This is a genomic window from Dactylosporangium sp. NPDC051541, from assembly GCF_044454505.1.
Classification (GTDB): Bacteria; Actinomycetota; Actinomycetes; order Mycobacteriales; family Micromonosporaceae; genus Dactylosporangium.
In genome coordinates this window covers 1-13,652 of record NZ_JBITDU010000040.1, presented here as the reverse complement: position 1 = coordinate 13,652, position 13,652 = coordinate 1, and the positions used below count along the sequence as shown (strand labels likewise).

Here is a 13,652-nt window from a genome sequence, read left to right as displayed (position 1 = left end):
GACCCGCTCGGCGCGGACGGACCGCCGGTGATGTCCAGGCAACGACCGGACGCCGGATTCACGAGCGTGGTGGTACCCGGCAACGGCGTCGAGGTCCCGTCGAGGCCGAAGAAGTGGATGGCCTGGTCGGCGAGGATCTGCAGGTTGTGCGGCTGGCCTTGCTCACGGATGGCTTCGACCTGGCTGCCGTACCGCGTCCGGGTCCAGGTCGGCTGCGGGGTGTCGGCCTCGCTCGATGTGGGAGTCTGGCTCACGCCCAGGACGTTGGTCCACTGCTTGATCGCTTCGTCGAAGTTGTGGAAGCTGAGCGTGGCGTCCTCGGTACCGTGCCACAGTTGTACCCGCGGCCGGCTGCCGGTGTAGCCCGGGTACGCGGCGCGGACGAGGTCGCCCCACTGCTGCGCGGTCTTCGTCACCGTGCCGTTGGCACATCCGGTGTTCCAGGTGGCGGCGCCGGCGAAACACCCGAACGGCACGCCGGCGAACGACGCTCCGGCCTTGAATACGTCTGGGTAGGACCCAAGCAGAACGTTGGTCATCATCCCGCCGGAGGAGTGCCCGGTGACGTATACACGGTTGGGGTCGCCGCCATAGTGCTGCTCGACGTAGCTGACCATGGAGACGATTCCGGTGGGGTCGCTGCCGCCGTTGTGGGTGAGCGCGGCCTGGGAGTGCACGTCCCAGCAGCCGTCGTTGCTGCTCGCCGAGGGGTAGATGACGATGAAGCCGTAGCGGTCGGCGAGCGAGGCGAACTGGGTACCGGCATAGAAGTCCGGACCGGTGCCGTGGCACCAGTGCACGCCGACGACGATCGCGGGGTGCGCGGGGACAGTGTTCGGAACGTAGAGGTACATCTTGATGTTGCTGGGGTTGGGTCCGAAGTTGGTGATCTGCTGCAGCGCCGCCGCGGACGCGGGAAGTGCGGTGAACGCGATGGTGGCGGCCGTGGCGGTGATGACGGCGCCGATGAGCGCCAGCAGCTTCTTCCAGCGAATCATTGATGTCTCGCCTTCGGTGCGTGGGGCCGCCCCGGTCGCAACCGGCGCCCCGCGGGGTGCCGGTTGCGACGATCCAAGGGCAGCGCGTCAAACGAGGACGGGCCTATCGCAGGTTGGGCACTTCGTCGCGGGTCACGACGTAGGAACTGTTGTAGACGGCGTTGATGGTGGCGGTCGGGTTCACGCTCGTGTCGGTGATCCAGGTGGTGTGCCAGGTGTTGAACAGGACCCAGCGCGTGGCGGTCGACTGCAGCTGGCCGGGGTCCGGGATGGGGCCGTTCTCGTGCAGGGCGATGGGCATCGTGCCGCCGTACACGTTCCTGGCCGCGTTGAACATCGCCGTCTGCGGGCTGTGATCGCCGGCGTACGTGTCCGCGCCGCCGATGTCGACGTACTGCTTGCCCGGGTACCAGGCTGTGGCCGGGGAGCCGTTGAACGGGTGCAGATAGAGGAGGTTGTGCACGCCCTGGGCACGTAGATAGTTGAAGGTGTAGATCCAGAGGCGGTTGTACTGGCCGGCGCCTTCCTTGCTCCACCAGAACCAGGTGCCGCTGGCCTCGTGCCAGGGGCGGAGGATAACGGCGCCACCGCCGTTCTGGATGGTCTTGAGCTGGTTGGCCCAGTTCGTCAGCCGCTGGTTGAGCCGGTTGTTGTCGGCGGTGCCGGATGTCAGGGCCGCATTGATGTTCGCGTTGAGCTGCGAGCCCGCGTAGCCGTCAGTGTCCTGGGCTGGAGAGCCCATGTGGTAGCTGACCATGGGGATGCCGCCGGCGTTCCACCAGGCCAGGCCACGGGCGCCGAAGTCCGGTGAGTCGCCCATGTCCTGCGCGCGGATGGCGGGGTACTTGCCGCTGATGTTGTGGATGTAGTTCATCTCGTAGTCGGGGCCGCTGACCCAGGTCGATTCCTGCTGGCCTGAGATGATGTGGTTGCCGTACTGGCTGTAGACGTAGCACAGCAGCCGCTTTGCCGCGGCGGTGGCGTTCGGGTCGACCGGAGTGGCCGAGCAGCCCCCTCCCGTGGCGGTCGCCGTGGCGGTCGGCGTCGTGCCGCCGGACTGGCTCCAGGTTTGGTTGGGTTGGCCGTTGCAGTCGTAGAGGGTGACGGGGGTGCCGTTGGCGGTGGCGGCGCCGGTGATGTCGAGGCAGCGGCCGGACTGGTTGCCGGTGATGGTGCCGTTGCTGTGCCAGGTGAACTTCTGGTTGGCGCCGTTGTTGCAGGTGTAGGTGGTGAGTTTGGTGCCGTTGGCGGTCTGGTTGTTGTAGGCGTCGAGGCACAGGGTGCCGTTCTGCACGCGGAGTTCACCGGCGGCGGTGAACGTCCACGCCTGGTTGGTCTGGGCGTTGCAGTCCCAGAGTTGCGCGGCCGACCCGCTCGGCGCGGACGGACCGCCGGTGATGTCCAGGCAACGACCGGACGCCGGATTCACCAGCGCGGTCCCGGTCGCGGCCGACGCCGGTGCGAGACCGGCCCAGGCCAGGCCGACTATCGTGCCGGCGGCAAGGCCGACCGCGACGAGCGCGCGGGTCAGCCGGCGGGATCGTGGTGTCGCTCTTCGTGACAATCCTGTCGTCATGAACACTCCGAAAGGCTGGGTCGTCCAGGCGGGGACGAGATGCTGCGGCCGCACGGCTGGCGGCGATGGCGGAGCCGACCACGTACACCTGAGATGTCGTCTCGCTACGTCGCACCCCAAATTGCGACGATGCAATTCTCAACCACGAACGAGATCAAGTTCGGTCGGTTCCCTGACGCTAGGACGCCGGCGCCGCGCTGTCAATCCAATGAGGAAGACCGATTCACGCAGGGTCTGGGTCGTCCACTCGCGGAGTGCCCCAGCACTCCGCGACCGGCGCCAGCACCATGCGGACACCGCGGGGGTCGGTGAAATTTTCACTGGCCCCTGCGATGCGCTGAGGCGCAGTAGGGAGCGGCAATACCTCGACCGCCCGCCAAGCGCGTCTCAGGTTCGGGGGTTGCCCGTGGATGCGCGCACCACCAGTTCCGGTGTGAAGACGAGTTCCTGATGCCGATGCCCAGGATCGCCGTCGGAGAGCAGCAGGTCGGCGGCGGCCCGGCCGAGCGAGGCCTTGGCCTGCCGCACGGTCGTCAGCGGAGGTGACAGCTCCGACGCGAAGTGGACGTCGTCGTAGCCGATGACGGACATGCCGGCCGGCACCGAGACGCCCGCGCGACGCAACCCCCGCAACACCCCGACGGCGGCCGTGTCGTTGGTGCAGATGATCGCCGTCGGCAACGGACGCAGCGCAAGAATGTGGTCCACTGCGGCCTCCGGCCCGTCGATCGCCGCCGGCGCATGCCGGATGTCGACCAGCACCTCGGCCGGGTCCAGCCCGGCCGCCACGCAGGCGCGGTCGGCCCCGACCCGCCGCGCGCTGATGGTGTCGACGGTGATGGAGCCGCCCAGGAACACGATGCGCCGGTGGCCCAGCTCCAGCAGGTGGGCGGCGGCGAGTTCGCCGCCGCGGAGGTTGTCGGCCGTGACCGCGCAGAGGTCGGTGTCGCCGCGCGAGCGGTCTAGGAGCACCACCGGCGTGCCGCGGCCGCTCAGCCGCACGAGCCCGTCGAGCTGTGGGTTGACGGGATTGATGATGATGCCGCGCACGGCGTGCTCCTCGAGGAGTTTGAGGCATTGGTGCTCGCGGGCCAGGTGCAGATCGGAGCTGAACAGCAGCTGCATGCAGCCCGACTCGACGAGCCGGTCCTCGATTGCCCGGGCGACCTCGGCGAAGAAGGGGTTCGCGGAGTCGAGCACGATGGACCCCACGACGGAACTGGGCGCCCCCCGCAGCTGACCGGCAGCCCGGTTACGCACGAAGTCGAGCTCCTCCATGGCCCGCTCGACGCGGCGTCTCGTCCTCGCCGCAACGACCTGCGGATTGTTCAGCACGTTGCTTACCGTTGACTCCGACACGCTGGCGGCCGCCGCAACCTCGCGAATGCCGCTTCGCCCGCTGGCCGGAACACGCTCGCCTGCCACAAGCCCCTCCTCGACCCGTCACATTACGGGAACGCGCCGGATCGTTGCGGGACTGTCCGTATCGGCATCGACCGACGGGCGACGTGAAATTTTCGCCGGCCCCGTCCCCGAACTGACCCTGGCTTGGATCGTCGCAATTTAATGAGCAGGGCGAGGTGGCCGACTGCGAGCGGCTGCCGGGCGAGGCAGTGTCGCCGCCGTTGTCTCCGCTCGAAGAGAGGGCTAGCGTCCCGGCCACCCGTGCCCCATGCCCGAGTGCGGCAAATTGGAGCGTCGCAATCGCCGGCGGACCGGCCCAGCCCGCGGGTGCCGCCCAGACCCGAGGAGACCCGATGACCACGAGAACAACCTGGAGAACGCTGCTGTACCTGGCGGTTGCCGCTCTGACGAGCGTAGCCGCGCTCGCCGTGGTGCAGCCGGCTTCCGCCGCCACGCCAGTGCGGGTCATGCCGCTAGGTGACTCGATCACCGGCTCGCCGGGCTGCTGGCGTGCCCTGTTGTGGCAGCGGCTGCAGAGCACCGGCTACACCAATGTCGACTTCGTCGGCACCCTGCCCGACCCCGGCTGCGGCGTCGCATACGACGGGAACAACGAGGGCCACGGCGGCTACCTGGCCACCGGCATCGCCAACAACAACCAGCTCCCCGGCTGGCTCTCCGCCACCCATCCCGACATCGTCATCATGCACTTGGGCACCAACGACGTCTGGAGCCACCTCGCGCCGAACACCATCACCAACGCATACTCGACGCTGCTGGGCCAGATGCGCGCCAGCAACCCCAACATCAAATTGATCATTGCAAAGATTCTGCCGATGAGCCCGAGTGGCTGCTCGGACTGCTACCAGGGCGCGATCAACCTCGACAACGCCATCCCCGCCTGGGCGGCCGCACACAGCACCACCCAGTCGCCGATCACCGTCGTGGACCAGTGGAGCGGCTTCAACACCGGCACCGACACCGTCGACGGCGTCCACCCCAACAGCTCCGGCAACCAGAAGATCGCCAACCGGTGGTACCCGGCGCTCACCGCTGCGCTGGGCACCTCGACGCCGTTGCCGGGTACCACCACGCTCGTGAATCCGGCGTCCGGTCGTTGCCTGGACATCACCGGCGGTCCGTCCGCGCCGAGCGGGTCGGCCGCGCAACTCTGGGACTGCAACGCCCAGACCAACCAGGCGTGGACGTTCACCGCCGCCGGTGAACTCCGCGTGCAGAACGGCACCCTGTGCCTCGACGCCTACAACAACCAGACCGCCAACGGCACCAAACTCACCACCTACACCTGCAACAACGGCGCCAACCAGAAGTTCACCTGGCACAGCAACGGCACCATCACCGGCAACCAGTCCGGCCGCTGCCTCGACATCACCGGCGCCGCCACCGCCAACGGCACCCCCGTCACCCTCTACGACTGCAACGGCCAACCCAACCAAACCTGGACCCGCCGCTGAACCCACACCACACGAGCGCCGACACCCCTGGCCCGGGTGCCGGCGCTCGCTGCCAGCCGAAGCACGTGGTGCCGTACCGGCCGGGCCTTGGTTTGCGTGAGGGCTCCTCTCGCCTCCGGGCCGGTCCAATCCGCACCCGGACCCTACTGACCAGCAGCGACGGGAGCGCGGTCGCGAGAATGCCCGGAGGGGCCATGACGCATATGACACGACAATTGTCGTTCCTGACGGTGGAGACCGGCCCGCGGCAGAACACGGCGCTGCGCGGATCGAACGGGCCACAGGCGGCCTGTGGCGCCCGGCTGCAGTAGGCCGGCCGGTGAGCGCCAAGGGTGAGTGCGAGGAAGGCTACGACCTGCTCGCCGCAGAGCGTCAACAGAAGATTGCCTCACTGTTGCAGCAACAGGAGTTCGCCACCCACGCCGAAATGCTGGCCATGACCGGCTCGTCGTTGTCCACGCTGCGCCGTGACCTGCGTGCCCTGGAGCGCACCGGTGCCGTCCGGAAAATTCGGGGTGGTGCGGCCCGGGCGGAGGGCAGCGGCCGCGATCACCGCGGTGAGCTCGAGCACCTGCTAGTCAAAGCGCTCGGCTTGGTCCGCGCGGGGGACGTGGGCGCGGCCGAGCAGTGCATCGTGCGGGCCATGCAGACGATCACCCCGCTGCCGCACCACGCGCAACCATTCCCGGCCCGCGACCGTGTCGCCGTGTACACCCAACGGTCCCGTGCCGGACGCCCGGTTCTGGCGCGCCGCGGTTAGGGTAACGGACCACGCCGGACCGTGTATGGCTGAGGGCACTTCGCCGGGCTTCACGTCCTGGATTCTTGCGCCGCTGCTCAACGCGGCAGACCCCCACGGTAAGCGCCGGCCCCGGGTCGCGGGCGCCATCCGGGTTCCGTGCGGCGGGGAGGCGCGCTGTTTGCCGAATCAGGGGCTGGAAGACTCCACCCGCCTGTGTGACGCCGTCCGATCCTGGGTCGCGTTCGAGCACCGCATCTGGTTGCCTGACCACCCAGCCGCCACAGCCGGACGGGCTGCGCTGCACAAGCTTCCGCTGCTCCCGGCCATGACTGGTCGGGTAGGAGCGGTCCGATCGCGACAGATGGGGTGCCGGATCACCGACACCCCATCTGTCAACGTTGGCGAGTTACTGCCGGGTCCACTTCTGGTTGCTGCCGCCGGTGCAGTTCCACAGTTCGACGGGGGTGCTGTTGGCGGTGGCGGCGCCGGTTACGTCGAGGCAGAGCCCGGACTCGCGGCTGACGACGGTCCCGTTACTGTTGAGGGTCCATTGCTGATTGGTGCCACCGTTGCAGTCCCAGATCTGGACGACGGTGCCAGGGGCGGTGGCGTGGCCGGGGATGTCGAGGCATTTGTTGCCGTATACCTGCAGGGCGCCGTTGGACAATGCGATCCAGCGCTGGTTCGCGCCGCCGGTGCAGTCCCAGATGCTCAGTTGGGTGCCGTTCGCGGTGGCGGCGCCGGGCACGTCGAGGCACCGGTTGGAGCCGGCCCCGCGCAGGACGTTGCCCGGGCCGGTCGGGGTGGGCGACTGGGTGCCGTCCAGACCCCAGCCGTGGCGGACCCGGTCGAGCCCGGACTGGTTGGTGACGGTCAGGGACAGGTTGGTGCCGCTGCCGGTCAGCGACGTGATGGCGCAGGAGGCGTTGAAGCACGGGCCGGGGCCCTGCGTCTGACTGGCTTCCTTGACCCCGGTCCACAGCAGTGAGCCCATGCCCAGCTCCCGGACGGTGTCGGTGAGCGCATAGAAGTAGGACACGTTGTTGTTGCCGTCGCGTGGGCCGTTGTAGTTCACGCCGGTGTTCATCGGTACACCGAACTCGGTGAGGACGGCCCGGTCGGCGTGACCGCACAGGCGCGCCTTGAAACTTTTGACCCAGTCCGCCGCGGTCGGGTGGGTCTCGCCGCCCAGGGTGTACATGTGGATCGACAGCAGGGTGCCGTTGAGCCGGGAATCGCCACCCACGGCGCATAGGTCGATGTCGGACCAGAGCCCCGGCACCACGATCCGGCCGCGGGGGATACTCGAGTAGCGCTGGACGAATGCGGCGGCGAGGTCGGTCAGCTCCGCCGCGCTGTATCCCCAAGGCTCGTTGACGATGTCGAAGTAGAACCGGCTGTTGCTGCCGTACTTGGCGATGACCGTGTCCCACATGGCGTAGAACGCGTTCATGTCGCTGATCCGTCCGCCGGTCGGCGGCCACGGCGCGATCATGACGTTCATGCCCAGTGCTGTGGCGGCGTCGTACGCCGCGGTGAGACTGCCCCACCACGATGAGGATGTGGTCTGCGGATTGATTCCGAACCGGATGGTATTGGAACCGAGGTTCTGGAATCCCTTAAGGATCGCGGTGGATTTCGTGTAGGTGGTCGCGTAGTTGTCGGACTTCGACAGTCCGATCGGGACGTTCTCGTCGTAGAGGAAGTTGTCCCGGGCGTCGGCCCAGTTGACTCCCCGGAACTGGCTGGTGGCGGCATGCGCGGGAGCGTCGCTCATCGCGTATGCGCCGAGCAGGCCCAGCAGCAGGGCCAGGGCCGCACCGAGCGAAGTTAGGCGCCGTGAGCGCCCTTGTACGGTCATCGTTCCTCCAGGGTCGCAGCGAAGGTGCTGGCGGGTCATCCGAGCCGCCATTGCTGGTTGCCGCCGTTGTTGCAGGCCCACAGTTGGGCCAGGGTGCCGCTGGCGGTGGCGGCGCCGGTGACGTCGAGGCACAACCCGGACTCGACGCCGGTGATGGTGCCGTTGGCGTTCACGTTCCACTGCTGATCGGACCACCACTGCAGTCCCAGATGATGACCCGGGTGCCGTTGGCGGTGCCGTGCCCCGAGGCATCCAGGCATTTCCCGCCCTACACCCGAAGCTCCCGAGCCGATGTATAGGTCCAACGCTAGATGCCGCCGCCGTTGCAGTCCGAGATCGCCACGTGGGTTTCGTCGGTCTGGGATGCGTTCGGCACATCCAGGCACCGCCCCGCACCAAACGCCCGGACCGGCACACCGGCGGCTAGCGCGGAACTGACGGGTGGGGACGATGGTGACCTCGGGGAGCCGTACGGGCGATTCGGTGGCGTACCGCGAGACGCCCGTGGAATCGGCGAGTGACGGGCACAGGAACTGGGCGTAGCGGTTGTCGTTGTCGAGGAAGAGTTTCAGCCAGGGGATTTCCCGCCGGGCCACCTGGGAGTTGCCCCAGGTCAAGAATCTGTGGCCGCCGCGGGATCCGGACCGCGCTGGTAGGAGGCCGCCGCCAGTGTCGAACCGGCCGGCACCGCGGCCGTGGCGGTGGCCATAGTCACCGCGACAGCGGCCGTGGCGGCAGCGACGCGCCGGACCCGCCGGCCCGGCGAAGTCAACGAAGTGGCATCGAACATCGCGCGGTGATTGCCGTGGACTTCTGTCTTCATTGCCGCGTACCTTCCGCGAAGCTGCGGCATGCGGCCGGAGACTGAGTCTCCGGCCGCAGGTTCAGCGCAGACTCGGCACTGCTGGGGGACAGGATGGATCGGGGGAGGGGGCAGACCGCTGCCTCAGGATTTGGTCCACTTCTGGTTGGTGCCGCCGTTGCAGTCCCAGATCTGCACCTTCGTGCCGTTGGCCGTCGCACCACCGTTCACGTCCAGGCACTTGTTCGCGCCCACCGCGGTCACGGTGCCGTCGGTGTTCGTCCGGAACTGCTGGTTCGGCTGGCCGTTACAGTCCCAGATCTCAACCGCCGCGCCGTTGACGGTGCTCTTGTTGTAGACGTCCAGGCACTTGGTGCCGTTGTAGACCCGCAGCTCGCCCGCGGCTGTGGAGGAGAAGGACTGGTTGACGCCGCCGCTGCAGTCCCAGATCTCAGCGAGCGTGCCGTTGACCTGCGCTCCGCCGGTGATGTCCAGGCAGCGGCCCGAGCCTTGGCCACGCAGCGTAAACGACGCCGGGTTGGTGACGACCCCGCCGCCGGTGACGATGTACATCGCCGCACCGTGCCCGGGCACCGACGCGCTGACGGTGCCGGTCGTGGTGCTGCTGGTGTGGGCCCACAGGTCCCGCACCGAGTAGCTCGAGGCTGAGCCCAAGCCGATCTGCGATGCGGAGGTACTGATGGTGCTTGTGCCGCTGTTGCGGTTGAGTAGGACCACGGCCACCGAGCCGTTGGCCATCGGCTTGGTCCAGATCTCGGTGTTGCCGTTGTCGACGATCCGGTTGCCCTGCCGGCCGCCCCAGTCCTGGTCGACCGCGATAACATCGGTGTTGGTCAGGATCGATCGGGTGGCCGCGCTCATCGTGCGCAAATCGTTGCCGGCGAGCAGCGGTGCGTTGAGCAGCGCCCACAGGCTGAAGTGGGCGCGGGCCTCGGTGTCGGACAGGCCATTGCCGACCTCAAGCATGTCCGGGTCGTTCCAGGCGCCCGGACGCGAGATCGAGGCGTATCCCGGCTGGGCGTCGAGGATACCCATGACCGAGTTCCAGTTGCCCTGGATGTCACCGGTGTTGCGCCACGAGTTGCCGGTCGCAGGCCCCCACTGGCCGACGTTGTCCTGGCCCCAGTTGCACAGCGCGAACAGGATCGGCCGACCCGAGCGGGCCAGCGCATCGCGCATGGCGGCGTAGCGCTGCGGGCCGCTCTGACCGCCGTGGTCACCGCAGTTGTCGTACTTGAGGTAGTCGATGCCCCAGGATGCCCAGGTGTTGGCGTCACGCTGCTCATTGCCGAGACTCGCAGGATACCCGGCGCATGTCGTCAAGCCGGCGGATGAGTAGATGCCGAGCTTCAGACCTTTGCCGTGGACATAATCGGCGAGGGCCTTGATGCCGCTGGGAAATTTGTTGTGGTCGGGCACAAGGTTGCCGCTGCTGTCCCGGCTGTGCTCCGACCAGCAGTCGTCGATGTTGACGTACCGGTATCCGGCGGCCGCCATGCCGCTGGACACCATGGTGTCCGCCGTCTGCCGGATCAGGGTGTCGCTGACGTTGCAGCCGAAGCTGTTCCAGTCGTTCCAGCCCATCTGTGGTGTGCGGGCGAGGTTGTTTTCCAGTGCCTGGGCGGGCGACGGGGCCATGAACAGCGTGATCGGTATCGCGGCCGCCGCGGTGATCAACGGCAGGACGAGCCGCAAGAGCTTTCGCACAGGTGTCTCCTTGAATGGGCTGGCGGTGTGATTCGAGGTCGATATCCGAGCGCCGACCGCGCGGTCTCGCGAGCTCGTCGCAAGATCTCGGATACGGGGTCGTGCGGATCAGCCTCTGAAGGGCGTTCAGGGCACAGCTGACGGTCCATCGATGATTGGGGCGTGATCATCGATGGAGGATCTCTGTTGGAACTAGTTCGAAAATGTCAGGAAAGCGCGCCGCTGTCAAGGGTGTCCCGTGGCGGCCCGGCTGCCGGTCGTGTGGCGCACGGCGGTTGCAGAACGACACAAAACGTGTGTTCAAGGTGGTTGTATCGACGCAGATCGGGAGACGCGATTCGATTTGTGCTGGGATCTTCGCAGTCCGCGCGAAGGGTGCGGCGCTAATCTATGTTTGATTATGTTGCCTTCGTGGTGGCTTACTTTTCTTGCTGGCGCGTCAGAGCCGGGCGAGCAGGCCGAAGCCGCGGGCATAGGTGATCGTGGTGGCGACGGATGGCTCGGGTGCGGTCACCACGATGCAGGCCGGTGCCGGCCAGCGACACATGACGGCGACCCTTTTGATCAAGAAGGACGTCTGCACCGGCTCGGGTCGTGATGCCGTCGGACAAGCTGAACCCCGTCTTCGCCGGCGCAATCGGCACCGCGTCCGAGGTCATGACCACGGCGAGCCGTGCGCGGAGTACCGACGGCGACACAGGAAGTGCCTTCTGTCGTGCTCAATGCCAAGTCCGTCGAGATCGGCGACCTCACCGTTTGCAACAATTGCAACGAGGCCGCGAACGGAGCCGGCCTTGCCCGGGCCGATCTGGGCGGCCGGCCGGTCACCCATAGCGCATCGCGCCGCCTGGGGAAGCCGGCGGCCTGGTCGTGAGGGTTCGCCAGGACGAGCGCCAATCGCGCCTGAGCAAGTCGACGCCCATGCCGCGAACGCGTTGGCGTCCCGCGGGTCGTGGTTCAGCCCGCCGGTCGCGCTGCCGAGGCTGTTGAAGTGCTGGGCGCAGGTCGTGTCCCTGGGCGCCGGGTAGATACCGAACGTGTTCCAGCTGTTCCAGCCCGGCGGAGGGCTTACCGCCGGACCGCTGGAGGCCGGGCTGGCGGACGGAACAGAGACGGACAGAGACGGTCGGGGCAACCGTTGCAGCGGCGGTGATCGCGGCGCAAGCGGCCAGATCGAAAATTTCACGCGGAACCTTCTTCGCTGATGCAGCCGTCGGGCTTCTGAGGTGTTCACGCGCGGTCTGGCGGTGCCCTCCCTGTCACGCTGATGTGAGACAGCCTGTCTACCAGGGGATACTCTTCCTGGACGGTTGTGAGGAGAGATCAGCATGACGTCGAAGTCCAGTTCGAGTCCGGATCCGGACGACCGGCCCCAGCGGCGGACATTCACCGCAGAGTTCAAAGCGCGGATCCTGGCTGAGTACGACGCGGCGCCGGATGCGGCGGCTCGCGGGGCGGTCCTACGTCGGGAACGGCTGTACGGGTCACACATTCTCGACTGGCGCAAGGCCCGGGATGCCGGAGCCGCGGCCGGCCTGACGGACCGTCGTCAAGCGGCCGCACGGGCAGCGAAGAAGGCCGAGAACGCTGAACTTGCCCGCCTGCAGCGGGAGAACTCCCGCCTGCAGGCGAAGCTGGCCAAGACCGAGACCGCGTTGTCGATCATGGGAAAAGCGCACGCGCTCTTGGAACTGCTCTCCGAGAGCGCGGACACCGCGCCGACGCCGAACCCGTTCTCGCCGAGGCGCAGCAGGCACTGACCGCGGCGTGGGGCGTCGCCGCAGCCTGTCGACTGACCGGTGTGTCCCGCGCGACGCTCTACCGGCACCGCAACCCACCCGGACCGCCGAAACCACGAACCCCGCGCAAGCCGCCACGTTCAGCACTGTCCGAAGTGGAACGTGCGCAGGTGCTGCAGCTGTTGAACCGGCCCGAATACGCCGATCCGGCGCCGGCGCAGGTGTGGGCCCGTGAACTCGACGAAGGCCGCTGGTGGTGCTCGGAGTCCACGATGTACCGGATCCTGCGGGCCGCCGGCCAGAGCGGCGACCGTCGCAGTCAGGCCACGCATCCGGCCCGCACCAAGCCCGAACTCGTCGCGGACGCAGCGAACCAGGTCTGGTCGTGGGACATCACGAAGCTGCGCGGCCCGGTCAAGGGCGTCTGGTTCAACCTCTACACCGTGATCGACATCTGGTCCCGGTACGTTGTCGGCCATCTGGTCGCCGCATACGAGGACGGCCACCTCGCCGAGGCGCTGATCGCTGACGCCGCCGTCCGGGAACGCGTCGACCCCGACCAGCTGACCGTGCACGCCGACCGCGGCGCGGCAATGACCAGCAAGACCGTCGCCCAGCTCCTGACCGACCTGAAGATCGGCCGTAGTCACAGCCGCCCGAAGACGTCCAACGACAACCCGTACATCGAGGCGAGCTTCAAGACGTTGCAGTACGACCCGACCTTTCCGGACCGGTTCGGGTCGGGTCGATCCAGCACGCCCGTCAGCACTGCGAGGCGTTCTACACGCACTACAACCACGAACACCGGCACTCCGGGATCGGGTTGCACACCCCGGCATCGGTACATCACGGCACCGCCGGCCAGATCCGCCGGCAACGGCAACAGACCCTCGATGCGGCCTGGGCCGCGCACCCCGAACGGTTCGGCCGCCGCCGTCCACGCCCGCCTCGCCTACCGGACCGGGCATGGATCAACAAACCCGACAACTATGACCTGGAACAGGCCCCCGAACCGTCGGCGACCAAGCCGTCAGCAGCAGAAAGCTAAACAAATCAACCAACTGTCTCAGTTGACTTGACAGGTTCCGAAACGCCGCTACAGACCTACAAACCAAACCTAGCAACAACTTCAGCCACAACACCCGGCACAACCATCACCAACCCCCACACCCCTCACAACAGCAAACGACGGTCCGGCCCGCAGGGCCAGACCATCGTTTAACACCAGTCACCTAGTACTCCAGCCCGGGTTCGAGATGTAGATGGCTGGCGATGGGCCGGTTGGGTGTGGTGCTGGTCGGCGCGGCGGCGGGCATGGTGACGGCCG

12 protein-coding genes and 1 pseudogene are annotated in these 13,652 nt (G+C 67.4%); 6 read left to right on the top strand and 7 right to left on the bottom strand.

What is annotated here, in order from left to right; translation table 11 throughout:
- The 3 genes from ACIA8L_RS55970 to ACIA8L_RS55960 form a co-directional block, all read right to left on the bottom strand.
- The coding region (locus ACIA8L_RS55970; protein WP_395918418.1) for an alpha/beta hydrolase family esterase at positions 1 to 998 on the bottom strand (998 nt) is incomplete at its 3' end.
- 103 nt (positions 999 to 1,101) lie between these two features.
- Entirely contained in the window at positions 1,102 to 2,574 is a 1,473-nt protein-coding gene (locus tag ACIA8L_RS55965; RefSeq protein ID WP_395918416.1) for a glycosyl hydrolase, read from the bottom strand.
- Between the two features lie 387 nt (positions 2,575 to 2,961).
- Positions 2,962 to 3,999: a LacI family DNA-binding transcriptional regulator gene (locus ACIA8L_RS55960; RefSeq protein ID WP_395918414.1), complete on the bottom strand. Its 1,038-nt coding sequence runs from the start codon at positions 3,997 to 3,999 to the stop codon at positions 2,962 to 2,964.
- Positions 4,000 to 4,331: 332 nt separating this feature from the next.
- Between ACIA8L_RS55960 and ACIA8L_RS55955 the strand changes: the two genes are divergently transcribed.
- Positions 4,332 to 5,453, top strand: coding sequence for an RICIN domain-containing protein (locus ACIA8L_RS55955; RefSeq protein WP_395918413.1), 1,122 nt, complete (start codon positions 4,332 to 4,334; stop codon positions 5,451 to 5,453).
- Positions 5,454 to 5,772: 319 nt separating this feature from the next.
- Complete coding sequence (locus ACIA8L_RS55950; RefSeq protein WP_395918411.1) at positions 5,773 to 6,213, top strand: DeoR family transcriptional regulator; 441 nt, start codon at positions 5,773 to 5,775, stop codon at positions 6,211 to 6,213.
- 388 nt (positions 6,214 to 6,601) lie between these two features.
- Here ACIA8L_RS55950 and ACIA8L_RS55945 read toward each other — a convergent pair whose 3' ends face one another.
- From ACIA8L_RS55945 to ACIA8L_RS55930, 4 genes are all read right to left on the bottom strand, one after another.
- On the bottom strand, positions 6,602 to 8,056 hold the full coding sequence (locus tag ACIA8L_RS55945; RefSeq protein WP_395918409.1) for a ricin-type beta-trefoil lectin domain protein: 1,455 nt from the start codon (positions 8,054 to 8,056) through the stop codon (positions 6,602 to 6,604).
- A 35-nt stretch (positions 8,057 to 8,091) separates the two neighbouring features.
- A complete protein-coding gene (locus ACIA8L_RS55940; protein WP_395918407.1) occupies positions 8,092 to 8,316 on the bottom strand; it encodes an RICIN domain-containing protein in 225 nt (74 codons plus the stop codon).
- A gap of 353 nt (positions 8,317 to 8,669) precedes the next feature.
- The gene (locus ACIA8L_RS55935) at positions 8,670 to 8,879 is read right to left on the bottom strand and encodes a hypothetical protein (RefSeq protein WP_395918405.1); all 210 of its coding nucleotides are present in this window, start codon (positions 8,877 to 8,879) and stop codon (positions 8,670 to 8,672) included.
- Between the two features lie 123 nt (positions 8,880 to 9,002).
- On the bottom strand, positions 9,003 to 10,586 hold the full coding sequence (locus ACIA8L_RS55930) for an RICIN domain-containing protein (protein ID WP_395918403.1): 1,584 nt from the start codon (positions 10,584 to 10,586) through the stop codon (positions 9,003 to 9,005).
- Positions 10,587 to 11,301: 715 nt separating this feature from the next.
- Here ACIA8L_RS55930 and ACIA8L_RS55925 point away from each other — a divergent pair.
- The 4 genes and pseudogenes from ACIA8L_RS55925 (at position 11,302) to ACIA8L_RS55910 (ending at position 13,373) form a co-directional block, all read left to right on the top strand.
- Positions 11,302 to 11,460, top strand: a complete 159-nt coding sequence (locus ACIA8L_RS55925; protein WP_395918401.1) for a hypothetical protein — start codon at positions 11,302 to 11,304, stop codon at positions 11,458 to 11,460.
- Between the two features lie 454 nt (positions 11,461 to 11,914).
- Positions 11,915 to 12,346, top strand: coding sequence for a hypothetical protein (locus ACIA8L_RS55920; protein ID WP_395918399.1), 432 nt, complete (start codon positions 11,915 to 11,917; stop codon positions 12,344 to 12,346).
- A 251-nt stretch (positions 12,347 to 12,597) separates the two neighbouring features.
- Positions 12,598 to 12,927 (top strand): annotated as a pseudogene (locus tag ACIA8L_RS55915) (DDE-type integrase/transposase/recombinase); the annotation flags it as partial.
- Positions 12,928 to 13,073: 146 nt separating this feature from the next.
- Positions 13,074 to 13,373, top strand: a complete 300-nt coding sequence (locus tag ACIA8L_RS55910) for an integrase core domain-containing protein (protein WP_395918420.1) — start codon at positions 13,074 to 13,076, stop codon at positions 13,371 to 13,373.
- The last annotated feature ends 279 nt before the right edge of the window (positions 13,374 to 13,652 follow it).

Bases quoted from the DNA above. Each gene is read 5' to 3' on its own strand.
- ACIA8L_RS55965 (WP_395918416.1), bottom strand. From the start codon at position 2,574: ATGACGACAGGATTGTCACGAAGAGCGACACCACGATCCCGCCGGCTG.
- ACIA8L_RS55955 (WP_395918413.1), top strand. From the start codon at position 4,332: ATGACCACGAGAACAACCTGGAGAACGCTGCTGTACCTGGCGGTTGCC.
- ACIA8L_RS55945 (WP_395918409.1), bottom strand. From the start codon at position 8,056: ATGACCGTACAAGGGCGCTCACGGCGCCTAACTTCGCTCGGTGCGGCC.
- ACIA8L_RS55940 (WP_395918407.1), bottom strand. From the start codon at position 8,316: ATGCCTGGATGCCTCGGGGCACGGCACCGCCAACGGCACCCGGGTCAT.
- ACIA8L_RS55935 (WP_395918405.1), bottom strand. From the start codon at position 8,879: ATGAAGACAGAAGTCCACGGCAATCACCGCGCGATGTTCGATGCCACT.
- ACIA8L_RS55920 (WP_395918399.1), top strand. From the start codon at position 11,915: ATGACGTCGAAGTCCAGTTCGAGTCCGGATCCGGACGACCGGCCCCAG.